This window comes from Pseudomonas sp. GM25 (assembly GCF_000282255.1).
Lineage (GTDB): Bacteria > Pseudomonadota > Gammaproteobacteria > Pseudomonadales > Pseudomonadaceae > Aquipseudomonas > Aquipseudomonas aphyarum.
This window is the reverse complement of sequence record NZ_AKJQ01000038.1, coordinates 245850-270119: the sequence shown is the minus strand read 5'-3', so window position 1 is coordinate 270119 and position 24270 is coordinate 245850. Positions and strand designations below refer to the sequence as shown.

General features: G+C 60.8%; 20 protein-coding genes and 1 tRNA gene. 12 read left to right on the top strand and 9 right to left on the bottom strand.

Translation table 11 applies throughout. The annotated features are described in order from the left end of the window. The 6 genes from PMI24_RS15490 to PMI24_RS15465 all read right to left on the bottom strand — a co-directional run bounded on the left by PMI24_RS15490 (window position 1) and on the right by PMI24_RS15465 (window position 3641). A tRNA-Gln gene (locus PMI24_RS15490) sits at window positions 1–75 on the bottom strand. Window positions 76–304: 229 nt separating this feature from the next. Continuing rightward, on the bottom strand, window positions 305–511 hold the full coding sequence (locus PMI24_RS15485) for a hypothetical protein (RefSeq protein ID WP_007955480.1): 207 nt from the start codon (window positions 509–511) through the stop codon (window positions 305–307). 96 nt (window positions 512–607) lie between these two features. Beyond that, window positions 608–2071: a GDL motif peptide-associated radical SAM/SPASM maturase gene (locus PMI24_RS15480; RefSeq protein WP_007955475.1), complete on the bottom strand. Its 1464-nt coding sequence runs from the start codon at window positions 2069–2071 to the stop codon at window positions 608–610. 103 nt (window positions 2072–2174) lie between these two features. Continuing rightward, complete coding sequence (locus PMI24_RS15475) at window positions 2175–2753, bottom strand: DUF1842 domain-containing protein (RefSeq protein WP_007955472.1); 579 nt, start codon at window positions 2751–2753, stop codon at window positions 2175–2177. Window positions 2754–2794: 41 nt separating this feature from the next. Continuing rightward, complete coding sequence (locus PMI24_RS15470; protein WP_007955470.1) at window positions 2795–3421, bottom strand: DUF1842 domain-containing protein; 627 nt, start codon at window positions 3419–3421, stop codon at window positions 2795–2797. A 34-nt stretch (window positions 3422–3455) separates the two neighbouring features. Further along, window positions 3456–3641, bottom strand: coding sequence for a DUF1843 domain-containing protein (locus tag PMI24_RS15465; RefSeq protein ID WP_007955467.1), 186 nt, complete (start codon window positions 3639–3641; stop codon window positions 3456–3458). A 665-nt stretch (window positions 3642–4306) separates the two neighbouring features. Between PMI24_RS15465 and PMI24_RS15460 the strand changes: the two genes are divergently transcribed. From PMI24_RS15460 to PMI24_RS15410, 11 genes are all read left to right on the top strand, one after another. Continuing rightward, on the top strand, window positions 4307–5428 hold the full coding sequence (locus PMI24_RS15460) for an EAL domain-containing protein (protein WP_007955465.1): 1122 nt from the start codon (window positions 4307–4309) through the stop codon (window positions 5426–5428). Between the two features lie 90 nt (window positions 5429–5518). Beyond that, window positions 5519–7144, top strand: coding sequence for a methyl-accepting chemotaxis protein (locus tag PMI24_RS15455; protein WP_007955463.1), 1626 nt, complete (start codon window positions 5519–5521; stop codon window positions 7142–7144). A gap of 28 nt (window positions 7145–7172) precedes the next feature. Further along, window positions 7173–7556 (top strand): hypothetical protein, encoded by a 384-nt coding sequence (locus tag PMI24_RS15450; protein ID WP_007955461.1) that lies wholly within the window; start codon window positions 7173–7175, stop codon window positions 7554–7556. A gap of 41 nt (window positions 7557–7597) precedes the next feature. Next, on the top strand, window positions 7598–7912 hold the full coding sequence (locus PMI24_RS15445) for a hypothetical protein (RefSeq protein ID WP_007955454.1): 315 nt from the start codon (window positions 7598–7600) through the stop codon (window positions 7910–7912). A gap of 80 nt (window positions 7913–7992) precedes the next feature. Beyond that, a complete protein-coding gene (locus PMI24_RS15440; RefSeq protein ID WP_007955453.1) occupies window positions 7993–10779 on the top strand; it encodes a response regulator in 2787 nt (928 codons plus the stop codon). After that, complete coding sequence (locus PMI24_RS15435) at window positions 10769–11965, top strand: EAL domain-containing response regulator (protein ID WP_007955452.1); 1197 nt, start codon at window positions 10769–10771, stop codon at window positions 11963–11965. The genes PMI24_RS15440 and PMI24_RS15435 overlap by 11 nt, the downstream gene beginning before the upstream one ends. A gap of 81 nt (window positions 11966–12046) precedes the next feature. Continuing rightward, window positions 12047–15262, top strand: a complete 3216-nt coding sequence (locus PMI24_RS15430) for a hybrid sensor histidine kinase/response regulator (RefSeq protein WP_007955451.1) — start codon at window positions 12047–12049, stop codon at window positions 15260–15262. Between the two features lie 31 nt (window positions 15263–15293). Then, window positions 15294–15947, top strand: a complete 654-nt coding sequence (locus PMI24_RS15425) for a response regulator (protein WP_007955450.1) — start codon at window positions 15294–15296, stop codon at window positions 15945–15947. Window positions 15948–16142: 195 nt separating this feature from the next. Then, window positions 16143–17765, top strand: coding sequence for a methyl-accepting chemotaxis protein (locus PMI24_RS15420; protein ID WP_007955449.1), 1623 nt, complete (start codon window positions 16143–16145; stop codon window positions 17763–17765). Between the two features lie 46 nt (window positions 17766–17811). Further along, a complete protein-coding gene (locus PMI24_RS15415) occupies window positions 17812–18117 on the top strand; it encodes a hypothetical protein (protein ID WP_007955447.1) in 306 nt (101 codons plus the stop codon). 29 nt (window positions 18118–18146) lie between these two features. Continuing rightward, on the top strand, window positions 18147–19718 hold the full coding sequence (locus tag PMI24_RS15410; RefSeq protein WP_007955444.1) for a diguanylate cyclase domain-containing protein: 1572 nt from the start codon (window positions 18147–18149) through the stop codon (window positions 19716–19718). 38 nt (window positions 19719–19756) lie between these two features. Here the strand turns inward: PMI24_RS15410 and PMI24_RS15405 are convergent, their stop codons facing one another. Next, complete coding sequence (locus PMI24_RS15405; protein WP_007955443.1) at window positions 19757–21094, bottom strand: 2-hydroxycarboxylate transporter family protein; 1338 nt, start codon at window positions 21092–21094, stop codon at window positions 19757–19759. Between the two features lie 131 nt (window positions 21095–21225). Between PMI24_RS15405 and PMI24_RS15400 the strand changes: the two genes are divergently transcribed. Further along, on the top strand, window positions 21226–22143 hold the full coding sequence (locus PMI24_RS15400) for a LysR substrate-binding domain-containing protein (protein ID WP_039773187.1): 918 nt from the start codon (window positions 21226–21228) through the stop codon (window positions 22141–22143). A gap of 38 nt (window positions 22144–22181) precedes the next feature. Here PMI24_RS15400 and leuD read toward each other — a convergent pair whose 3' ends face one another. After that, the gene (gene leuD / locus PMI24_RS15395; RefSeq protein WP_007955441.1) at window positions 22182–22790 is read right to left on the bottom strand and encodes a 3-isopropylmalate dehydratase small subunit; all 609 of its coding nucleotides are present in this window, start codon (window positions 22788–22790) and stop codon (window positions 22182–22184) included. A gap of 3 nt (window positions 22791–22793) precedes the next feature. Further along, on the bottom strand, window positions 22794–24215 hold the full coding sequence (gene leuC, locus PMI24_RS15390) for a 3-isopropylmalate dehydratase large subunit (RefSeq protein WP_007955440.1): 1422 nt from the start codon (window positions 24213–24215) through the stop codon (window positions 22794–22796). Window positions 24216–24270 lie beyond the last annotated feature (55 nt).

The following is a 24270-nucleotide window of genomic DNA, read 5'->3' as shown; positions in this document are numbered from 1 at the left end:
TGGCAGGGGCGGCTGGATTCGAACCAACGCATGGCAGGATCAAAACCTGCTGCCTTACCGCTTGGCGACGCCCCTGTAGCTATTGGTTTCAGTCCCGGGAGGACCTCTGCAACAGTGGGCGGCACTTTACCAGCGCTCTTGCGTTCTGTGAACCCCTGAAGCCAATAAATTTCAGGGAAAACAGCTACTTATTTCCCGGACGGTATCGCCGGTCAGGTTTTTCGGGCTTTTCAGCGAACGCCATGCAAGCCGGCGCGACCGCTGTAGCCCGAAAACCTGGCAAAGACCTGCCTCGACGAACCGGTCAGTTGCCGTCCGCAACCTTGCGTTCGATTTCGTCGACCTTGCGTTGCAACTCTTCAGCGTCCTGCTCCTTGGTGCGGGTCGACGAGGGCGTGATGACCTCATCCACGCCGCGGGTGTCGTCGTCCGGGTCCTCAAGATCGCGTTTCACCACATTGACCGGTTTGCCGGACGTATCGGTGGGTGGAGCTTTACTGTCGTTGTTCATGGCGCTGACCTCCGTTGGCTTAAACGTTGGATGCAGCGCCACTGAGCGAGTTCGAGATTTTTCGCGGCGAGCGGGCAAACGGCAGCCGTCACCGTTTCAGCTCAACGAACCCGGCACTCCCGCCAGCAAACCGGTCAGCGTCTTCATGATCGCCTGCTGCCGCGCCCGGTCGGTCAGGTGCCGGGCCTCGGCGGCGGCGACATCGGCGTGGCAGTGCGGGCAGATCGATTCGTGCGGCTGAATGTATTGCAGGCAGTCGCGGCACAGGGCCAGTTGCGTCGGCAGGCGTCCTTCCTCGGGGGAGGACTGGCCCTGATTGATCCAGGCCAGTTTGATCACTTGGCCGCTGTCGCTGACGCTGCTGACTTTTTCGCCGGTGTCGATGCGTTCGGTGATCAGGTCAAAACGTCCGACGGCAAACGAGCGTTGGGCGGCGTCTTCGACTTTGACGATGCGCTCGCGCAAACCCTGTTTCTGTAGTTCCAGGGTTCGGTAATGGCAGTAGGGATTGTTACCGGGTTTGCCCAGCAGCGAGTGCGACGTCCAGGTGCAGCCACCCCGGCAGACGTCGTTGTAATAACAGCTTCGGCAGTAGCCCCACAGGTCATCGACCGAGCGCAGGCGGCCGAAGTGCATGCCTTCGCTGTAATGCCAGATGTCGTGCAGGCTCATGTTGCGCACGTTGCCGCCGGAGAAACCGACGGTCGCCAGTGACGGACAGCCTTTCACCGTGCCGTCTGCTTCCAGCGCCAGCACGGTCTGGCCGGCCGCGCAGCCGCTCCAGTGCACGCGCTCGTCACCGAAGCCGCGCCATAGATGTTCGTAAGGGCCGTAATATCCGATGTTGTTGCCGACGTTCATCAGCAGGCCGCGATCCAGCCCTTCGCGGTACAACCGGGCGAGCAGCGGCATCACTTCCAGCAGCTTATAAGGCTGGAGCAACAGTTCCGGATGGTCGACGGCGTTGCCCATAGCCACCGTGATCTGGATCTGCCAATGAGTGGCGCCGAGCTCGATGATGGTGTCCATCAGCTCCGGCAGGTCCGGCAACGTGGCCGCGCCGATCTGGGTGTTGACGCTCACCGCCAGCCCCGACGTCTTGGCCCGGCGCAGGGTGTCGACGGCCTTGTCGAACGAACCGGGCACGTTGCGCACCTTGTCGTGCAGCGGCGCGAGTCCGTCCAGGGAAATGCCGACCCCGTTCAGCCCGGCATCGACCGCTGCCTGCATCTTCGCCGGGGTCAGATTGCGCCCGCCGGTCTGGATCGCGCAGTACATGCCGTGGTCGTGGATGGCGCGGATCAGTTGCGTCCAGTCCTTGCGCAAATAGGCTTCGCCGCCGATCAGGGTGATCTCGCGGGTGCCGAGGGCGGCGAGGGAATCGATCACGTCGAGGCATTCGCGGGTATTGAGTTCATCGGGGCGCCGATGCCCCGCGCGGGAACCGCAATGCAGACATTTGAGGTCGCAGGCGAGGGTGATTTCCCAGACCACGTGCACCGGCACGTAGCGTTTGAGATCGGTGTCGCTGAGGTAGCGGGCAGGGCGGTTGTCTGTCATGGGAGATCCTTGCGCACGAGCCTGTGCGCGGCACGAGTGGACTGACCTCGATTGGCTGGAAGACCGGGCGCGGTCACCCATGACCGCGCCCGGGCCGTACCGCTTAGCGCGCTTCCAGTCGCGCGATTTCCGCATTCAGCTGCGCAAGGGCACCGCGCAAGGCGTCCTCGTGGGCCAGCTGTTGTTCGCCCTGCTGCACGGCGACTTTCAACTGCGCCAGATCACCGCTGGCCTGAGCCGTTTGCACGGCCACCGCATACAGCGGATGGACATGATGCTCGGGCGGTAGAGGTTCGACACTTGGCGCCTGATGCACGGCGACGTGCCGCACGTCCTGCCACTGGCCGCCTTCGTTGTAGCGGTAATCGACAAAGCCACTGGTCCAGTCGTTCAGAATGCCCTTGAGGTGGAAGGTCTGGGCGATCTGGCTCACCGGGCCGCTCGGGCTGCCGTCGAGGGTGAGAATAAGGTAGGTCTCGGTGGATGGTGTGAGCCTGGCCTCGGAATAGTCGCCCCAGACCCGGGCATGGAAATTCACCGGTGGCCAGGTGCTTTGAAACACGCTGGCGGTTCCGCTGACTTTTTTGCGGACGGTATCGACCACGATATCGAGGGTCAGAACCGGTGCGCCCAGCAGTGAATTGCTGGCGATGAGGCGGGTGTGAAAAAGTCCGATCGACATGATGCTGCTCCCTTGTGAAAGTGATGGTTCCAAATGGCCGATCAGCGACTTTGCACGCGGCTGATTTCTTTGTTGGCGTCGTCCACGGCTTTGCGCAGCAGCGGCAGTTGCTCCAGCTGCTGTCTGGCCTGTGCGGACAGGCTTTTCATCTGGGCCAGGTCACCGCTGGCGATGGCGCCCTGAATCGGCGCGGCATACAGCGGCAGAACCGGTTTGTGCGGCTCGATCACCGGGCCGGGATTGAACGGCTGGAGGACGTTCGAAGGCACCTCCACCAGATGCGCCGGCACGTTGTTCAGTTCGTGCCAGCGCTGGCCGTCGAAGTACTCATAGTTGGCCACGCCTTCGCGCCAGTCGGTGCCGACCACCAGATGAATCTTGAAGTTGATGATCGAGTTGGAGCCGGGACCACCATGGTTGCCCTGGGCGGTGATCAGGATCTTGCTGACACCGGGCTTCATTACCGTCATGTAGGTGTATTCGCCCCAGACGTCCGAATCGATGTCGAGCGGCGGATTGGTTGCCTGAGTTACGGCAGCGTTGCCGGTGACATGCTGCTGTGGCGTGGACACCAGCAGGTTCAGCGCAAGACTCTGCGCCCCCGGCTGGCCCGTACCGATCCGGTAGCTCACCGGGAACAAGCCGACATTTTGCTGAGTTGCTGACATGTTGATTGCCTCCATTGCAATGTGGGAAATGGCCTTAGGGTTTTTCCAGTCGAGTAACTTCTTTGGCCAGTTTTTCGTACGCGGTTTGTAGCTCCTTCGCTTCCGGCTTCGTTGAATCGCGCTGCTTCAACAAAGTCTTCATCTGCTGCAGATCGCCGCCAGTGATCGCGCTCTGGATGGCGACGCCGTAGGGCGGGATGTTGTGGTTTGAACCGGTCATATCGAGGCCTTCCTCGTGGGTGTGTGCCGCTCGACCCCTTGCGCAGAAGGGGCGCCTTTCCTGACAGGCAGGCGAACGACATCGGCCAGAACCACCGGCAACCGGGATTCTCGGCGACGTGACAGCCTGATCCGTCGGGATCTGATCAATCCGCAAATGGGGTTCGCGCAGGTTCGACGCCGCAGCGCCGGCTCACGCGCAAGCGTCGTCAGCCAAAACCGTCGGGCCTGGCCTCGGGCGTCAATGAAGGGGTGTCCCGCTGGGGCAAACGGGGAAATCTCGCCTGTACGTTGTTCATCTTTCTGTCCTTGATAGAAAGCAACGAAACACAGGGATAGGTCGTTCACTCTTCAAGAGTGCAATACCCGCGCAAGCACAAAAACCATCCCTGATTTTTCTTCCAGTGCCGCTGATGGCGCTCGTCGAGCGACGTTTGCCAAGTGGCCAGCATTTTGCCAGCCACGCAACCCTAGACCCGTTTGTGCAGGGCTGCCAGAAAAAGCGCCGAACGGTCATGCCGCTCAGGCAAACGGGCGCTGCAACGGCTCGCGAATGCTTTTTCAGGATCGGCTTATGGATTGATAAAACCCGATAAAAGACCATTCGCAGGGTTGGCAGGCGTCCGGAACCGGACACTCCGAGCCGCGCGCCGAGGAGGGCTGGCCTTGTTCTACACGATACTGGTGGTCGGGCTGGATGCATCCGCCAGCCGTTTTTTGCAGGCAATCAAGGCGAGCATGGGCGACGTGACCCTGCAGAACGCGGCGACCCTGCGAGAGGCCATCGAGCGACTGCATGAACGCCCGGCCGACATGATCCTGGGGCCGTTGGAGTTGCTGGAGCAAGAAGGCGCGGCGTTGATTCGCAAAGCTGCGGCTCTCCCGCTCAGACCAGCGCTGGCGATCGTCAACGCTCGTTCCAGGCAACGGACGGTCAGCGCGATTCTGGCGGTCAGAAATCTCGGCTTCCCGGTGGTCGGTTCGATTTCCAGACCGGCCGACGTCGCTGACTTGCGCAGCGTACAGGTCAAATCGCTGGCCCTGCGCGCGGTGGCTCGGGCAGAACAGCTCCTGGCGCATGATCAGGATTTCAACCCGTCGCCAGACCTTCAGATCCGCTACAAACCCCGGATCAATCTGCAGGACGGCCGGGTTGTGGCTGTCGAGGCGGTGTTTGAACGGGAGTCTCCCGAGACGGAGCTCGACCATGTTCTGGACAAGGTCATCGCTGTTCAGCGGTCGTGGCGGCAACGGGGGCACAACATAACGGTCTGGCTGAAGTTGCCGCTTTATCTGCTCGATGGCGCCGACTATCCGGATCGTCTCTATGAGCGAGTGATCCTGCGAGGAGGGGACCCTGGCTCTATCGGGCTGGATCTGCGCAAGTGCCTGAGGCGCGAGAGTCTGGGGCCATACACCGAGTCGATTTATCAACTGGGGTTGCACGGATTCGCGATGACTCACAGTGATGCCGGTCAGGGATACAGTTTTTATTTCCGGCTGGATGTGCGGTTGTTCACCGACGTCAAAATCTTTCTGCCGTTACTTCGAAGCGCAATCTCCAATGAAAAACTCGCGAAGTCGTTGGCCAGTATCGTGTTCGAAAGCAAGCAGTCGGGTTTTACGGTCGTTGCCGAAGGCGTGACGACAGCGCAGGAGTTGAAATTGCTGCGGCAGATCGGCTGCGATGAAGCCCAGGGCGGATTGATTGCCGGCCTGCTCGATGAACAGGGTGTTGTCGACTTGCTCGCAGGTGATGGCGGCTGCAACTTGCCGCCTGACAATTAAGGATCGCCTGATCGTTTTCTGCATTTCTCGTTAATAGACTCAACTACCGCTGATGAACAGGTCAGGCCGGTTTCATGTAGGACTGAGAATATGCTGCTTAGGAAGTTCAGGCTCGTTCAACGGGCCATATTGGTTTTTTTCATAATAAATGTGCTGGTGGTGGCGCTGGGCGGGATCGCGCTGTCGCAGATGGGACGGGTGCGCGCGGCCGCCGTCGAGATCGAAAAGAACTGGATGGAAAGCGTCCGTCAGGCCGGCCTGATCAACTCGATGGTACTGACCCTGCGCCTGGAAAGTTTCCGGCTGATCAATACCAGCAGTGATGATGTCCGGAAAATCTCCACCGATACCCTGGCCACCACTCGGGTCAAGTTGAAGGAACTGGTGGAGGGTTATCAGGGGCAGGTGAGCAGCAAGGAAGAGCAAGCCCTCTACGAACAGGTCAAGTCCGGGGTCGCCAACTACGACAATAAACTGGACGGTTTCCTGTCGCTGGCCCAGTCGGGTGATGCAACCGCCGCTGCTCGATATATCGATCAGAATATCCGCCAACCGACCAACGAGCTTCAGCTCGCCGTCGGCAAACTGGTCGAGTTGAACCGCCTGGGTGGTCAGCAATCCGGTATCGAGTCGGAAGGGATCTACCAGAGTTCGATCAAGACGGTCATCGGGATTGGTCTGTCTGTGCTGTTGATCAGTGTTTTTCTGGGCATTGTCTTTGCCCGAAGCATCACGGTTCCGTTGCTGGCCGTGCTGGACGTCAATAAACGCATCAGCGAAGGCGATCTGCGATCCGATCTTGAAATCACCGGCAAAGACGAGCTCGCTGATCTGATGGCGTCGACTGCCGCGATGCAGGCCAGTCTGCGCGACACCATTCGCCACATGGGGGATTCGTCCAGTCAACTGGCCTCGGCAGCGGAAGAAATGTATTCCGTCACCGAAGAGTCGAGTGCCGGGATTCAGCGCCAGAACAACGAAATCGAGCAGGCCGCCACCGCGGTCAACGAAATGACCGTCGCGGTGGAAGAGGTGGCGAGGAACGCGGCCTCTGCGTCCGAATCCGCGCAGCTGTCGGAGCGTTCGACCCGCACCGGATCCCAGCGCGTCACGGAAACGGTCAAGGCGATTCAGGGCCTGACCGCCACGGTGGAAAAAACCAGCGGGGAAGTGGAGGGGCTGGCGGTCAAGGCCCAGAGCATCAGCAAGGTGTTGGACGTGATTCGCGCCATCGCCGAGCAAACCAATCTGTTGGCCTTGAACGCTGCAATCGAAGCGGCCCGGGCGGGAGACCAGGGGCGAGGATTTGCCGTGGTTGCGGATGAAGTCCGGGCGCTGGCTCACCGTACGCAAGAGTCCACCAAAGAAATCGAAAACATGATTGCCGATATTCAAGCGGGGGCGGATCAGGCGGTGCTGGCCATGTCCAACAGCTGCGTCAACGCCCAGGACACCTTGAGCATCGCCCATGAGGCGGGTTCGGCGCTGGCGGAGATTGCGCGCACGATCACCGAGATCAACGAAAGAAACTTCATGATCGCCACCGCTTCGGAAGAGCAGGCGCAGGTCGCGCGTTCGGTGGATACCAATCTGGTCAGCATCCGCGACCTGTCGATGCAGACCTCGACCGGGGCGAATCAGACCGCGATGGCCAGCAACGAACTGTCGAAACTGGCGATTGCCATGGCAGACCTGACCAAACGATTCAGGACTTGAGACTCACATTCACAGGCTGGGGTAAGTGATGGGCGCAGACATTGTGTGTGAGCCAGCGATTGCAAATGAGTTGCCGGCCGAGCGGGTTTTGCCGGGCGCCGATCCATTCGTGGCTGAACTGAACAGAGCGATGGCCGGCGTCACGGCGATCGGCAACGCTGCATCGAAAGCGGCCAACGATCTGGCCGTGAACATGCTGTCGGCCAACGCCGAACTGGTGCAGGCGCACCGGCAGCTTCGCAGCGTATTGAGCACGGCGGAGGTCAAGCAGCGCGCCGGCATGGAGCGCTTCGAAAAACAGTCACGGCAGATTTTTCTCAGCGCCATGCTGCAGGCAGCGTTGGTCGCCGGCCTGTCTGCCGGCATCGGCGCGGCGATCGGGGCCTGTATCACCGCCCTGTTGTTGCGCTGAGCGGACCGTACAGGAAACAGAATTTTTGCAGGAGGGGGCCCATGAAAATTGCCGATCTGGACATGCGGGAGTTGATCGACGCGATTGGCGGTGCGTTGATCCCGGTCGTTTACAAAGATATAGGAAAGGACGCGACGCCCCATGCGGTGCGCGAGCGTTCGCGCCTGAACGCCGAAATCATGGGGCGGCTGGCGGCGGTGCTGTACTGCGGCGAAAAGGTCGGGCCGGAGATTGTCGACCTGATCGACCTGTTCACCGCACATATGCAGCTGGAACACCTTCACTCCATGGACCGGTTCCTCGGGCCGGGCGGTGGTTTGAGCCGGTTGAGAAACGCTGCGCGCAAGGCGCAGTGAATCAGGACGGCGTGCCGGGGCGGCTCATTTTAAGGTTTGCCTGATGGTGTGCGGCGGGGGCCGGGCTCTACCCTTGCGCCATGAAACTCAAGCAATTTCTCCAGCCTGCCGATGCCTATTTTTCTACGCCGAAAGCGGCGCGCAGGTTGTTGCGCCTGTTTGCCCAGTTGCTCGTGCTGGGCATGGTCGCCGGTGCCATCGTCACGCTCAGTTCCGTGTTCAGCAGCGAGATTTCCCGGCGGCAAGGCTACATGAGTGACGCCATCACCCATGCGCGGGTGTTCTTTACCCAGCGTGAAGTGTTGCTCAGATGTCTGGCGTTCTCGGCACTCGACAAACTCAATGCGGCGAACGAGGCGGGCGTCCCCAACGCCGCCAGACCGTGGAACCTGCCGCTCTCGCAGCGCGCCGTCGAGTTTCTTGAAAAGAACCGGATCAACCTGGTGTATGTGGCGGATGAGCCTGACTTTCCGGCGTTTTATCTGAACGGCGGTTCGGCGCCGATTGCACCGTTGTCCGGGGACATCCTGCAGCGACTGCATCGGCTCGGTGAACAGGTGCCGGTCGTCAGCCAGGAAGTCTGGATGAGCGATCAGAGTGCCTCACCGCCCCGCATCTATGTGTTCACGCTGATGGATCGCAGCCGCGCGCAATCAGGCTGGATCGGCATGGAAATGGATGCATCCGACGTCACCAACACCCTGCATGACGACACGGCCGGGCAGTTCATGATGCTCAATGCCAGTGGCGAAATCATGATGAGCAGTGCCGGGGTGGCGCTGCCTTCGCCCGCTCTGCGCCTGGAAATCGGCCAGAACTTCGGATTTTCGGGCCCGGGCGCCGTGCCGGATCGGCTGGTCATGCGCCGGCAGCTGGGGTTTTCCAACTGGCAGATTTACTACTCGATCGATCTGCTGTCCTTGATGCATGTGCTCTGGTGGCCGCTGGCGATCTCGATCGCGCTGATTGCGTTCATCACACTGATGGTCAACCGACTGGTGTCGCGTATTGAACGACGCCTGATTACTCCCGCCACCGAGCGCATCGATGCGTTGATCGAAAGCGAAGCGTTCAGCCGCGCGGTGATCCAGACCGCACCGGTTGCTCTGTGCGTTCTGCGGCGTGCCGACGGACAGGTGGTGCTGGAAAACCGGTTATCGGAGCAGTGGCTGGGCGAATGCAATGAGCGCGAACGCCTGTGCCACGGCTGGATCGAGCGGGCGTTCGACGAGAACGAAACGAACCAGTCGGACGAGTTTCAGGCTGGCAATGGCCGTCATCTCTACCTCAGCTTCGTGCCGACACGCTACAACGGCGAAGACGTGCTGTTTTGTGCGTTCAGCGATATCAGTTCGCGCAAACAGGTGGAAGCGGCGATGGCCATGGCCAAGCAGATGGCCGACGCGGCGAACGAGGCCAAGACCTTGTTCCTGGCCACCATGAGCCACGAAATCCGCACACCGTTGTATGGCGTACTGGGTACGCTGGAGCTGCTGGGCAAGACCGAGCTCAAGGCCCAGCAGAAATCCTATCTGCACGCGATTGAAAGCTCCTCGACGGCACTGTTGAACCTGGTGTGCGACGTGCTGGACGTGGCGAAAATCGAGGCCGGTCAACTGGCCCTGGAGATCCACGATTTTTCTCCGGTGGACCTGGTCTACAGCGTCGTGCAGAGCTATCGGGGCGCGGCGCGCAGCAAGGGGCTGCTGCTTTATTCCTGGATCGATCCCGTTCTGCCCGCCGTATTGCGCGGGGATGTGACCCGGATCAGGCAGATCCTCAACAATCTGCTGAACAATGCCGTCAAATTCACCGACAGCGGGCAGGTTGTCCTGCGGGTGAGGGCGGGCGCGGCGGCCGGGGATCGTCTGGAGGTCTGCTGGCAAGTCTCGGACACCGGCCCCGGCATCACCCATGAGGATCAGGTGTTTCTGTTCGAGCCGTTTTACCAGACCGGCAGTGCCACCAACGTGGTCGCCGGCACGGGGCTGGGGTTGTCGATCTGTCAGCGGCTGGCGTTGCTGATGAATGGCAACATTCGGGTGGTCAGTGCGGCGGGGCTGGGCAGCAGCTTTACCCTGGACGTCGCGCTGGAGCGCGTCTCGACAACCGCCGAGGTTCAGCTCAAACGCGGGTTTTCCCAGGCACCGGTGTATGTGTATTCGCCTGTGCTGGAGATGGCGGAGTACGTTGAAGGCTGGCTACGAACCGTGGGCGCCAGGGCGCAGATCGGCAAGCCGCCGCTGACCGGTGCGGATCCGTCGGCGGTGCTGATCGAAATACACCCCGAGGCACAAGGCCTCCTGTGCTGCGACTGGAAAGGCGCGAGCATTGTGGTGAGCCCCGACGGATGCCAGACGGAAGGCCAGACGTTCAATCATTGGGACGTCGAGCTCAATGATCTCAACGGCCTGTTCGATGCAGTCATTCAGGCCCAGGGGCGCGTTGATCATCCGCAACGCCTGCTGGATGCGGACGTCTGCGAGAAGCTGTCGATCAAGGTGCTGGTGGTCGAAGACAACGTGATCAATCAGTTGATCCTCAAGGATCAGCTGCAAGAGCTGGGCTGTCAGGTCGTGCTGGCGAGCGATGCCTCTGAAGCGCTGGTGCTGTGGGCGGCCGACGACTTCGACGTGATCCTGACCGACATCAATATGCCGGGCATGAATGGCTATGACCTGACCCGTCGATTGCGCAGCCTCGGCTGTACCGCGCCGATCATCGGCGCCACCGCCAATGCGATGCGTGACGAGCGTGACCGTTGCCTCGGCGCCGGCATGCAGCAATTGCTGGTGAAACCATTTGGCCTGGGCGCGCTGTTCAATTGCCTGCAACACTACGAAAGGGTGAATGTCGATGGCTTATAGCGTGCTGGTTGTCGAGGACAACCCCTTTCAACTTCAATACCTGCTCGAATTGTTCGGCTCGTTGGGTGGCGTGTGCGTCCAGCCGGCGGTCAATGGACACCACGCGCTCGAGCTGCTCAAGACCCGGCACTTCGACCTGTTGCTCAGCGACTTGATGATGCCGGGCATGGACGGTGTGCAACTGGTCCAGCACCTGACGGAACTTGAGTACAAACCGGCCTTGGCATTCATGAGCATCGCCCACGGGCGCATGCTGAGCAGTGTCAGCCTGGCGGCCCGAAGCCTGGGCTTCAGCGTTGCGGGCGTGCTGAGCAAACCCGTCAGATTCGAAGCCCTGCAAGACACTATCAAACACGCCATGGCAGCGGGCAACGGCGCTTTTACAGCGTTGAAGGCGCCCACCCATTTCAGTTCCGGCGACCTGACCGCGGCTATCAGCAGCGGTCAGATCCAGCCGTGGTTCCAGCCAAAAAAATCACTGGCGACGGGGCGCATCGTCGCGGCGGAGGCCTTGGCTCGATGGCGCCGAAGCAGCGACGACCTGTTGATGCCCAGGGACTTTCTGCCGGGCATCATCCGGCACAATCTGGAAGAGGCGTTGTTGATGGAGTTTGTCGCCCACACCATCAGCGCTCAATCGGCCTGGCGAGCGCAGGGCTACGATGTGCCGGTCTCGATCAACCTGCCGACGCACCTGCTGGCCAGTGATGACTTGCCGGATCGCCTGCACGATCTGGTTCTGGCACGAGGCGGCATTCCGTCGAAGATCAGTTTCGAATTGATGGAAAGCTCCGCCACCGAGCACCAGGGCCATTATTTCGCAGGCGTCTGCCGGCTGCGCTTCAAGGGCTTCGGTCTGGCTCAGGATGACTTCGGCAAAGGCTACAGTTCCTACTTCAATCTGGTTTCCACGCCCTTTACCGAGCTCAAGATCGACCGCTCGCTGGTCAGCGGTTGCGTCGAGAACGAAAACCTGGAGGCGGCGCTGAGCAGCATTGTCGCCCTCGGCAAACGGCTGGGCCTGAATGTCGTGGCCGAAGGCGTGGAAACAGCCGGAGAGCTCGCGCTCCTGAGTCGGCTTGACTGCGATCAGGTGCAGGGGTTCCTGATTTCCAAAGCGGTGCATTCACAACAGTTTCTGGGCCTGCTGTCTGCGGACGGCCCCGGCAGGCGCGACGGCATTTGAGCGCCGGCGCTGGCCCGGGTGAAAACGTTGTCTATGGTTCAACCATGAACCCCAGTGGTGCAGGAGCTTTCGAGGCACGCAATGAATACCGATAGTCTGTTTGGATCGCTGGCCAGGAGCTCGATGCGCCTGGGCAGCGGACTGCTGTTGTCGCTGGGGCTGGTGTTCGTGCTGGTGGTGACGAACGCCTGGGCGATCGTGCGCCTGTTCGACAGCGAGCGGGAAAAGGCCGACGCGCATTTTTCGCGGGTGATGAAAAACGTGCGCGAGCAGGAGGTGTTCCTGCAGGCGATTTCCGATCGACTGGTCGCCCCGACGGAAACGCTGGCCAGTGTGCCGAGCGGGCTCAAGCAGAACCTGCAATTCAGCGACGCACACAACAGTGTCTATCAGGTTTCCGAGGGCGCGTTTTCCTTGCCATTCATGGTCGATATGCCGAGCGATCAGGGCCAGACCAGTCTGAACGCGCTGTCCTCCATCGGCTGGCACCTGACCAACTATTACAGTCGGTTCTGGGCCCAATCGAGCCTGTTGTCGCCTCAGGTATTTGTCTTCAGTCCCGAAAGTCCGGCCCGGCTGGTGGTGCCCGCGATAGGCGAGTTCCGCGATGAAAACCTGCTCACCCGGCAGAACTATGCCCAGACCCTGCAGAACCTGTACCGGCAGATCATCGACACGGACCGGTCGCGCAGTCGCAGTGTCCGCTGGGTCCGGCCTGTGCCCGAGGCGGCCGGGCAGGAGCCTGCCCTGCAAGTGGCCGCCTTTGTCACCGGCGAGCTGCCGATCAACCGCACGCGCGTCGACAGCGGTATGGATCACGTGGCAGTTGTCACGCTGTCCGACATCCGCCACTCGAACGAAGGGGCGGCGGACTCCGGGCTGCCGTTTCATGGCCGTTTCGCGTTGGTCGGGCCTGAGGGTGAAACTCTGGTCGGGCGTCTCCAAACGCCAGTCGAGGCGGCGGGTTTTGCCTGGTCGGGCGAAGGACTGTCCATTACCACCACTGAACCGTCGACCACGGGCGAACGGTGGGTGGCGCAGTATTTCGTCGATTATCGCCATCTCGCCGAATGGGCGGCGTTGCCGGTTCTGCGCTTGTTGGGTCTGTCGATCTTGCTGGCGGTGTGCTTCCGGCTTTTATACGTCTACTACCGCAAGCACGTGGTGATTCCGGCGAAGGTTGCCCAGGATCGTCTCGTCGAAAGCCAGGCCTTCAATCGCGCCGTCGTGGAAAGCGCCCCCGCCGGGCTGGTGGTCATCCGTCTCGCCGACGGCGGGGTGGTCATGGAAAACCAGCGGGCACAACAAAGCACGGTGGTTGCCCAGGAAGTCTCCCGGCTGTTTCGCAAGCCCGGTGTGACCTTGAGCGGGGAAGCCTGCATGGCGTTGCAGGAGCGTCACTACCTGGTCAATTACGCGAGCGCCCGTTACCAGGATCAGGACGTGTTGATCTGCGCGTTTTCCGATGTCACCGAGCACCAGCAACGTTCGGTGGCGCTGCGCCAGGCAAAAAAACAGGCGGAGAAAGCCAGCGAGGCGAAAACCATCTTTCTGGCGACGATGAGCCATGAAATCCGCACACCGCTGTACGGCGTGCTGGGGACGCTGGAACTGCTGGGGCTGACCCCGCTGGAACCCCGTCAGCTCGATTACCTGCGCACCATGCAGATTTCCTCCACGACAGTGCTGGACATCATCAGCGACGTGCTGGATGTGTCGAAAATCGAATCCGGCCAACTGACCCTCGAGCCGGTGTCTTTCTCTCCGCTGGCATTGATTGAAGCCACCGTGGCCGCCCACATTGCCGGCGCGCGCTCGAAAAACCTGCAGATATACGCCTGCATCGATCCGGCCCTTCCACCGCAGATACACGGGGACGACGTCAAGCTGGGGCAGATTCTGAACAACCTGCTGAGCAACGCGGTGAAGTTCACCAGCCTCGGGCGCGTGGTCCTGCGTTGTCAGTTGCTGGAGAGCGAAGGGCAGGGGCCGCAGTTGCAGGTTCAGGTTACCGACACCGGGATTGGCATCACCGCGGAACAACAGCTGCACATTTTCGAGCCCTTTTATCAGGCACACACCAGCAATCTCATCAGCGGTACCGGACTGGGCCTGTCGATTTGCAGTCAGTTCGTTGCGTTGATGGGTGGAAGTATCTCGGTGGTCAGCGAACAGGGACTGGGCAGCAGCTTCACCGTCGTGCTGCCGCTGACGCTTGCGCAAACCCCTCGAACCGAAAAGGCCGGACCGAACCTGAGTGGACGGCAGATCTACATCCGCGCACCGGTGCGGGAACTGGCGGACAACATTCAGGGGTGGATGACGCACTGGGGCGCCAGCGCCACGGTGATTTCACCCCGCTCCAAAGAGCTGCCGACCGGTGCGCTGCTGGTCGATCTGCTGGCGACGGATGACGTACCCCTGACGTGGAAGGGCAAGGTCCTGCGCTGCGAATACGAAGGGCCGCTGGCCCCTGAACACACCAGTACGGGCGCACGGGTCAGCGCGCAGCACATTCAAGCCATTGCCGACGGCGTACTTCTGGCCACCGACCCTGCGGGTGTTGCGCTCTCGCCGCTGGCCGAGGCCGCACTGCCGAGGCTGGAACTGCACGTGCTGGTCGCCGAAGACAACCTGATCAATCAGGCTATCCTCAAGGAACAGCTCGAATCCCTGGGCTGTGAGGTCACCGTCACGGGCAACGGACTTCAGGCCTTGCAGGTCTGGAACCAGGACGATTTCGATGTGGTGCTCAGCGACGTGAACATGCCGGTCATGAACGGCTATGAGCTCACCCGTCAGATTCGCCAGACCGACGGGCAGGTGCCGATCATCGGCATCACCGCCAATGCGATGCGCGATGAGGGTGAGCGCTGCGAGTCGGCCGGAATGAGTGCCTGGATGGTCAAGCCACTGCGGCTGACGGACCTGATGAGCACCCTGAGCCAGCTCGGGAGTGACAAGCGCAACCCGGTTGCTAAACCTCTGAAGGCAGGCGAAACGGTTCCCGTCCAGCCGGCCATCACACTGTCAGCGGCAATGCGCAGCCTGTTTCACAGCACGATGCAACAGGACATGGACGCTGTTCGCGCGGCCATCGCCCATGGCAGGCAAACCGATGTCGTACAGCGGCTGCATTCGGTCAGCGGTGCGTTGTCGGTGGTACGGGCGGATCAGATGTCGACGGTGTTCGGGCAACTGGAACATCAAGTCCGCGAGCGTTCGCTGGAGGCTGGTCTGGTCGCTGACATAGAGCAGGCGCTGGACGGGCTCTCCGACTTGTTGAAATCAATATGACTGGCGCCAACCGATTCACATGGATATCCCAATGAGCAGGCAAAAAATCACCGTCGTCATCGCCGACGATCATCCGATCGTTCTGCTGGGCGTGCGGGAGCTGGTCGAGCGTGACCAGCGGTTCGAGGTCATCGGCGAGGCGTCGAGCTCCACCGAACTGGTCAAGCTGTTGAGTGCGCGGGTGCCGGACATTCTCATCACCGACTACAACATGCCCGAGAACTCGATCTACGGGGATGGGCTGAAGCTGATCAAATACCTGGTCCGGCACTTTCCCGACCTGCGGATACTGATTCTGACCATGGTCTCCAACGGCCTGATTCTGTCCCGGCTGTACGATCTGGGAGTGGCCGGTGTGGTGCAAAAAGGCCAGGTCCACCTGGAAATCCAGAAGGCACTCGATGCGCTCAGCCAGGGGCGCAACTATGAATGCCCGGAAGTGAAGAAGCTCTCGGTGGTGGACAACCAGCAGAACGTCGAAGAGCGCCTGGCGTTGCTGTCCATTCGTGAGCTGGAAATCCTGCGTCTGTTCATCTCGGGGATGAGCCTGCGGGACATCGCCGAAGACCAGAATCGCAGCGCCAAGACCATCAGCACGCAAAAGGTCACGGCCATGCGCAAGCTCAACGTGAGCAGCGATCAGGAGCTGATCACTTTTTGCCTGGAAGCCAACCTGTTCCAGTAATCCGTTTCTTCCTTCCCAGCCCTCATTTTCAGGATTGCCTGATAGAGCCGGCGCGCGGTCGACCGCTAATGTGGCGCGAGCGTGGCGGTGACCGGGCGTGCAATTGCGTGCACTCGAGTGGTTGATTGTTTACCGGCCCACCCAACGCTCCTTGATTAATTTCGTTCGACAGACTCGAACAAGGCGGTGGTGCGGATGTTTTTCAGAAAGATAAAGCTGGTTCCCCGAACCCTGATCAGTTTCGGCATTACCTCCTTGCTGCTGGTCATCCTCGGATGGCAATCCATCTGGCGGATGGACAGCGTTCAGTGGGCGGTGACCGACTTGCAGGACAACTGCCTGCCGAGTGTGCGTCAGGCTGCCCGGATTGAAGCGGCGGCTTACAGGTTGCGAGTGGCCAACCTGCTTTTCGCCGTGGACGACTCGCAGAACTTCACGGCCCGCGCCGAGCAAGTCCGCAAACTCCGGGAAACCTTGCGCAGCGCCACGGCGGCCTATGTCCCGTTGATCTTTGGTAATGAAGAGCAGGCCCGGTTCGATATCGTCAATACGAATGTCGATGTGTTCAGCCAGAAAATCGATCAACTGCTGCAGCTGGGTGAAAGCGCTTCGCAAAAAGAACTGGTCGCCTTTATCAAGGCCAATTCGGCGCCCGCCGCCGAAGCCTTGTTGAAGTCCACCGAAGACCTGCAAAGCCTGATGGCGGATCGCGCTGAAAAATCCAGCACCGCGGCGCGCGATGAAGCCCATGAAAGCACCGTGACCACTGCCATCGTCATCGCGGTTGCGCTGGTCGTGACGTTCTTTCTCACGCTGTTTTTCACCCGCAGCGTGATCCTGCCCTTGCGTGAACTGCTGGCGACCACCAAGAAGATCGCGGCCGGCAACCTGGTCGGGACCGTCGAGGTGTCAGGCCATGACGAATTGACCGAACTGCAAGAGTCCACTGCCGAGATGCTCACCAGCCTCAAAAGCACGATCAATCACATCTCCGAATCGTCTTCGCTGCTGGCGGCCTCGGCGGAAGAGATGAGCGCGATCACCCACGAGTCCAACGAGGGCGTTCGCCAACAGAGCATGGAAACCGAGCTGGCAGCCACGGCGGTCAACGAGATGACGGCGGCGGTCGAGGAGGTGGCCCGCAATGCGGTGGCGGCCTCGCAATCCACTCGCCAGTCCGAAAGCTCTGCGCAGATGGGCATGGACAGGGTCACGGAAACCATCGTGTCCATCGAAAAGCTCAGCAGCGCGGTGCAGGGCACCAGCGTTGAAATCGAACAGCTGGCCAATCAGACGGAAAGCATTGCCAAGGTGCTCGACGTCATCCGCGCCATTGCTGAGCAGACCAATCTGCTGGCGCTCAATGCCGCGATCGAGGCCGCGCGGGCGGGTGAACAGGGGCGCGGGTTTGCCGTGGTCGCCGACGAAGTGCGGGCCCTGGCCCATCGCACGCAGGTCTCGACGCAGGAAATCGAAGAGATGATCCGCAACGTGCAGTCCGGTTCCGAGAAGGCGGTCAGCTCCATGCGCCAGACGGACCTCGAAGCAATCAGCACCCTGAAGATTGCCCGCGAGGCAGGAGAAGCGATCACCGAAATCACCCGGGCCGTGACCGACATCAACGAACGCAACTGCATGATCGCGACCGCTTCGGAAGAACAGGCGCAAGTGGCCAAGTCGGTGGATGTGAACCTGGTGAGCATCAATAACCTGTCGGCGCAGAGCACGGCCGCGGCGGATCAGATATTCATCGCCAGCGGCGAACTGTCCGCGCTGGCCTCAGACCTGAACAAGTTGATCGGCCGCTTCAGCCTCTGATCGCTGGTTGGTTTGGTTATGAATTTCATTGCAGCAGGAGTCGACTATGGCGCCCGAGATCATGAGCCAGTATCCGGATAGCTTGAGCACGATCTATATATCGAGAAAGGAAACCTGCGATATCCATTGGTTCGTCAATCAGTACATCGAAAGCCGGGATCTGCGTGCCAGACCCCATGCCCGGGACGAGGTGTTTGACGCGTTGCGCGACTACCCCGGCATGGCACCGGTGAGGTTGTATGAACTCAACGCCTGGCTGGACAGGAACTTTCGTCCCAAGGTGTTTTCCCGGCCGGCAGCACGTCTTCTAAAACTAATAATAAGCAATGATCACATTCCGCAGCGTCGGTGATGTGAGCAGGGCCAAGGCAGGTATTTGTCATGCGGTCTTTTTTGAGCCGAAAGTCCAGTTCACGCATTTATGCGGTCATCGGGCTTGGAATGGTGTTGGTGATCCTGTTGGTGCTGGGTGTGTTGCTGACGGTCAACCGGCTCGATGGTTACATCCGGGTCATGTATTTCGGCAACTCCGCCCCCATCGGGCATCTGGCCAACATCCGTTCGGCGGAGACCAACGTCCGCCGTCTGCAGTGGAAGATTTTCGCCCACCGCAATCCCGGGAAGACTGAAGAGTACACACAGGAAATCGAGACGAAACTGGGCGATATCGCCAGGGAGTGGCAGCTCTATTATCCCGTTGGCGTCAGCAGCAAAGAAGAGAGTCGGCTCGCCGAGCAGATCAAACAGGATCTGCCCGAGTTGGCCGGGATGACACGGCAAGCCTTGCAGTTACTGGAAACCCACAGCAGCGAGGAGGTCATGACCTGGTACCAGCAACGGGTACCTTTTCTGGATCACCTGGATCAACTGTTGACGCAGGACATCAACGTCAACCTTGATCAAGCCGCGCAATTTGCCAACAAGAGCAAGGTGATTTTCGACACGTTTCTCTTGATCACCATTACGCTCATTGCCCTGGTGGTCGTGGGGGGCGTTGCCGGCATCCGTATGTCGTTGCTCTGGAGAAAACAGCGCGATGCGGCGGAGCAGAAATCCCGCGAGCATCTGTGGCTGGTGGATCAGGTGTTCAACATCACCATGGACGGCGTGATCATCACTGACCGGCTGGGAAAGATCACCAAGGTCAATCCGGCCTTTACCGCGATGACCGGTTATACCGAATCGGAGGTGCTGGGCCAGAATCCGAGCCTCTGGAGCTCAGGCCGGCAATCGAGCGATTTCTACGCTGACATGTGGCAGAGCCTCAAGGAAGAAGGGCAGTGGAAAGGCAAGCTATGGAATCGCAAGAAAAGTGGCGATCTTTACCTTGAGTCGCTGGCGATCACGGCCATCAGCGGTTTCAACGAGTCCGAGCTGCATTACGCGGCGGTGTGCAGCGACATTACCAAACAGCATGCCGAGCAGGAGTTCCAGGGCTACCTGGCCACCCATGACCCGTTGACCGGTCTGCCGAACCGGCTGCTGTTCCGCGAGCGGTTGACCCAGGCCATCGCCCGTGGGCAGCGGTCCGGTGCGAAAGTCGCGATCCTGTTCCTGGACCTTGATCACTTCAAGGAGATCAACGATCGCCTGGGGCACCCGGTGGGGGACGGCACGCTGACCACGATCGCGTCGCGCCTGAAGGCTTGTCTGCGAGACGTGGACACCGTGGCCCGCCTGGGCGGTGATGAGTTTGCGATCGTGCTGGAAGACATCCACCAGCTTGAACAGATCGCCCCCATCACTCGCAAGCTGTTGCTGTCGGTGGGTGAACCGATCCTGGTGGACGAACACTGGGTGTCCGTCACGCCCAGTATCGGCGTGAGCATCTATCCGGAGCACGGCAAAACGCCGGAGCTGCTGGTGAAATGCGCGGATCAGGCCATGTATGAAGCCAAGGAGGCCGGCAAGAATGCGGTGCGGTTCTATACGCAGCCGGAATGCGCCACCTGACCGGGGCAATGGATTATCAGCCGGCATTCACCCCGCGTTCAGGTGACGAAACCCAGCAACAACGTCGCCAGAATCACCGTCGAGGCGCCACCGATCCGGGTAGAGATCTGCGCAAACGGCATCAGTGACATCCGGTTCGACGCCGACAGGATTGCGACGTCGCCGGTGCCACCCAGACCGCTGTGGCAGCAAGTCACGATGGCCGATTCGATGGGGTACATCTTCATCAGGTTGCCAATGAAAAAACCGGCGACGGTCATCGACACCACCACGCTGAGGCACACCAGCACATAGCCGATCGAGAACACCTTCACCACGCTGTCTAGCGGCACATACAACATTCCAAGGCCAATCATCACCGGCCAGATGAAGGCGGCCGACACCAGTTTGTAGAAAGACTGCGCGCCTTTTTCCAGTTTCTCCGGCAGCACGCGCACGTATTTGAACAGCACCGCCGCGAGAATCATCATCACCGGCCCCGGAATCCCGACGACCTTTTCCAGCAGGCCACCGAGGACGAAGAAAGTGCAGATGACCAGCACCCCGGCGCCCATGACCCGCAGGTCGATGCTGGTGCCGGTTTCTTCCTTGACCTTGAATTTGTCGTTCTCGGCTTTCGCCCGGATCAGCGCCCCTTCACCGTTGATGGCCGGGCGTTTGAGCGCCAGTCTTGCCAGGTAACCGGCGCAGATGATCGCTGCAATGTTGCCGACCACGGCCGCCGGGACCAGTTGCGCGACGTAGATGTCCGGCGTGCCGCCGAGGATTGCCGAATAGGCCAGGGACAGCGGCAGGATGCCTTCGCCGATGCCGCCGCCAATGATCGGCACGATGATGAAAAAGAACGTGTGGTAGACGCTGTAGCCGGCAAGCTTGCCGACGATCAGCCCGCTCGCGACGGCGGCCAGGGTGCCGGCCAGCAAGGGGATGAACATGCGGATCATGCCCTGGACCAGAATGAACCGGCTCATGCCCAAAATGCTGCCGACCACCAGACTGGCGATCACGAAGTACAGGAAGTTGGCTTCCTTCATCAGCATTTTGGTCGCGTCGATTGTTGGCGCGCCGAAGAAACCGTAGAACACCAGCACCGACGGCAGCATCAGGCACAGGATGGCGCCGCCACCGATTTCCCGCAGGATCGGCAGACGCGAGCCCATCTGGCCGAAGAACACGCCCATGGTCATGATCACGGCCAGTCCGCCGATCATGTTCTTCGGCAGAAAACCGAGGTGGGCCGACAGAAACACGATCACGGCGATGCCGACGAAGATCGGCAGCGGGATCACGCCGATCTCATAGCTGCGCAGGCGCTGGATGAAGCCGCCGGCGCGCGGGCCGTCGACGTTCAGGGATTGCTCAAGGGAGTCGCTCATGACGCATGTCCTCATGTTTGTTTTTATCGAGGATGGACGGGAAACCACGGTGCACCGAGCTCGGGTGGCGAGGCGGTGATTCGATGGTATCCTTCGCAAAATGCGTGATAAACAGCGGAAGCATGCGGCCTATGAACACGAATCGTGACCAATTTCCCTTGCCTGAAGACCTCAAGGTGTTCCTCACCGTCATCCGCAAGAACAGCTTTGCCAGCGCCGCCGACGAGCTGGGCTTTTCACCGGCCTACGTCAGCAAGCGCATCTCGGTGCTGGAAACCACGCTGGCGACCAAGCTGTTGCACCGCACCACCCGGCGCATCGCGCTGACCGACGATGGCGAGCGGGTGCGGATCTGGGCGGAGAAACTGCTCGGGGATTTCGATCAGTTTCTCGGCGAGATTTCCCAGGCGCGGCACCAGCCGGCGGGATCGCTGCACATTTGCAGCAGCTTCGGTTTCGGCCGCAATCATGTGGCGCCGGCCATCAGCCAGTTGTCCCGGGCGTGCCCGAAACTCGATATCCGGCTGGACGTGTTCGACCGGGTGGTCGATCTGGTGGGCGAGGGCTTCGACCTGGAAATCCTCGTCGGCGATGACCTGCCGGGTCAGCATCTGGCGCGCAAACTGGTGAGCAACCGGCGCGTGCTGTGCGCCACGCCGGAATACCTCGAACGCCGGGGCACGCCGCAATCTCTCGAAGACCTGAAAGACCACGATTGTCTGGTGCTCAAGGAGCGCAACAACGCATTCGGCATCTGGACCCTGAGCAAGGACGGACAAGAGGAGACGGTGCGAGTGAATGGCCCGTTGTCCTCCAACAGCGGCGAGATCGTGCTGGAGTGGGCCTTGAGCGGTGGCGGAATTCTGTTGCGCTCGATGTGGGACGTCAAACCGATGCTCGAGCAGGGCAGGCTGGTGCAGGTGCTGGACGGCTACACCCAGAGCGCCAACGTCTGGGCGGTCTATCCGACCCGGCTCAGCGAGTCGGCGAAATTGCGGGTGTGCGTGGAGTTTCTGGAAGAGTACTTCCGCGATTTGTCCGTGGAATGAAAACGGGCGGTTCAATGAACCTCCCGTTTTTTTTGCCATCAACCCAGCCAGGGATTGTCCGCCAGATGCCGCGCTTCAAAGGCGCGGATCTGCTCGGTGCGTTGCAGCGTGGTGCCGATGGCGTCCAGTCCCAGCAGCAACGACTGTTTGCGCAACTGATCGATCTCGAACTCGATTTGAGTGCCGTCTGCCAGCTCGAGGGTCTGCTGCGCCAGGTTCACGCTGATCCGCGCGGTCTCAGGGACGCTGATCGCCTCGGCCACGCGCTTGAACTGCGCGTCATCCAGTTGAATCGCCAGCACGCCATTGCGCTGGCAGTTGTCGTAGAAAATCCCGGCGAACGTGGTGCCGATCAAGGCCCGTATCCCCACTTGCTTCAAGCCCCACACCGCGTGTTCGCGGCTGGAGCCGCAGCCGAAGTTGGGGCCGGTTACCAGAAACGCCGCGTCCTGCCAGGCCGTCTGGTTGAGCACGAATTCAGGGTTGGGTTCGCCGGACGCGAGAAAGCGCAGATCGAAGAACAGCCCGCGATCCAGCCCCTGACGATCGATGCCCTTGAGAAACTGCTTGGGCATGATCACGTCGGTGTCGATGTTGGATGCGAGAAACGGCGCGGCACTGCCGCTGACGGTGTCGAAAGGTTGCATGGTTCAAGCCTCCAGCGCGACGGTGCGCACGTCAGTCAAATGGCCGCTGATGGCGGCGGCGGCGACCATCGCCGGGCTCATCAGGTGGGTGCGCGCACCGGCGCCCTGACGGCCTTCGAAGTTGCGATTGGTGCTGGACGCACAGCGATCACCCGGCGCGAGCACGTCGTCGTTCATCGCCAGGCACATCGAGCAACCCGATTGCCGCCACTCGAAACCGGCGTCGAGAAAAATCTGCGCCAGGCCTTCGTCCTCCGCCTGGTTGCGCACCAACGTCGAGCCGGGAACGATCATCGCCCGCACATGGGCCGCCACACGCTTGCCGCGCACCACGCGGGCAACGTCGCGCAAATCTTCGATCCGCGCATTGGTGCAGGAGCCGATGAAGGCATGGCTGATCGTCACTTCGTTCAGCGGCATGCCGGGTGTCAGGCCCATGTAGTCGAGGGCGCGCTGCAGGCCCTGACGCAGGATCGGATCGGGCTGGGCCGCCGGGTCCGGCACGTGGCCTTTGATCGGCGCGGCCTGATCGGGGCTGGTGCCCCAGGTCACCATCGGCTCCAGCGCGGCGACATCGAGGATGACTTCGCGATCGAACACTGCGCCCTCGTCACTGTGCAGAGTTTTCCAGCGCTCGACGGCCTGCTCCCAGACCTTGCCCTTGGGCGCACGCGGCTTAAGCTGCAGGTAAGCGAACACCTTGTCGTCCGGAGCCATGAACGCACCCCGGGCACCGGCCTCGACGGCCATGTTGCAGATGGTCATGCGCGCTTCGACGCTGAGGGCGCTGATGGCCGGGCCGGTGAATTCGATGGCGTAACCGGTGGCGCCGGACGCGCCGATCCTTTCGATCAGCGCCATGATGATGTCCTTGGACGTGACGCCTGCGCCGAGCTCACCGTTGACCGTCACACGCAAGGTTTTCAGGCGCTTGTAGACCAGCGTCTGGGTTGCCAGCAGGTGCTCGATTTCCGAAGTGCCGATGCCGAAACCGAAGGCGCCCAGTGCGCCGTAAGTGGTGGTGTGGCTGTCACCGGCCGCCACCACCATGCCCGGCAAAATGAAGCCTTGTTCCGGCGCCACGACGTGTTCGATGCCCTGGCGTTTGTCCAGCACATCGAACAGCTCGATGCCGAAGTCGCGGCAGTTTTCTTCGAAGTACGACACCTGACGCGCGCCCCCGGCGTCGGGCATGGTCGCGATGCGTTTCGGTGCGGTGGGGTTCACATGATCGACCACCGCCAGCGTCGCCGCAGGCCGCCACACCGTGCGCCCGGCATCACGCAGGCCGCTGAAGGCTTGCGGGCTGGTGTATTCGTTGGCGACCTGGCGGTCAATGTAAAGCAGCACGTGGCCCTGATCGTCGAGGGTGCAGACGGTGTGACTGTCGATGTGCTTCTGGTACAGCGTTCTCGGGCTGGGCATGGCTTGCGCTCTTTTCTGTCCGGGGCAAAAACAACATGAGCACAGAATATTGATC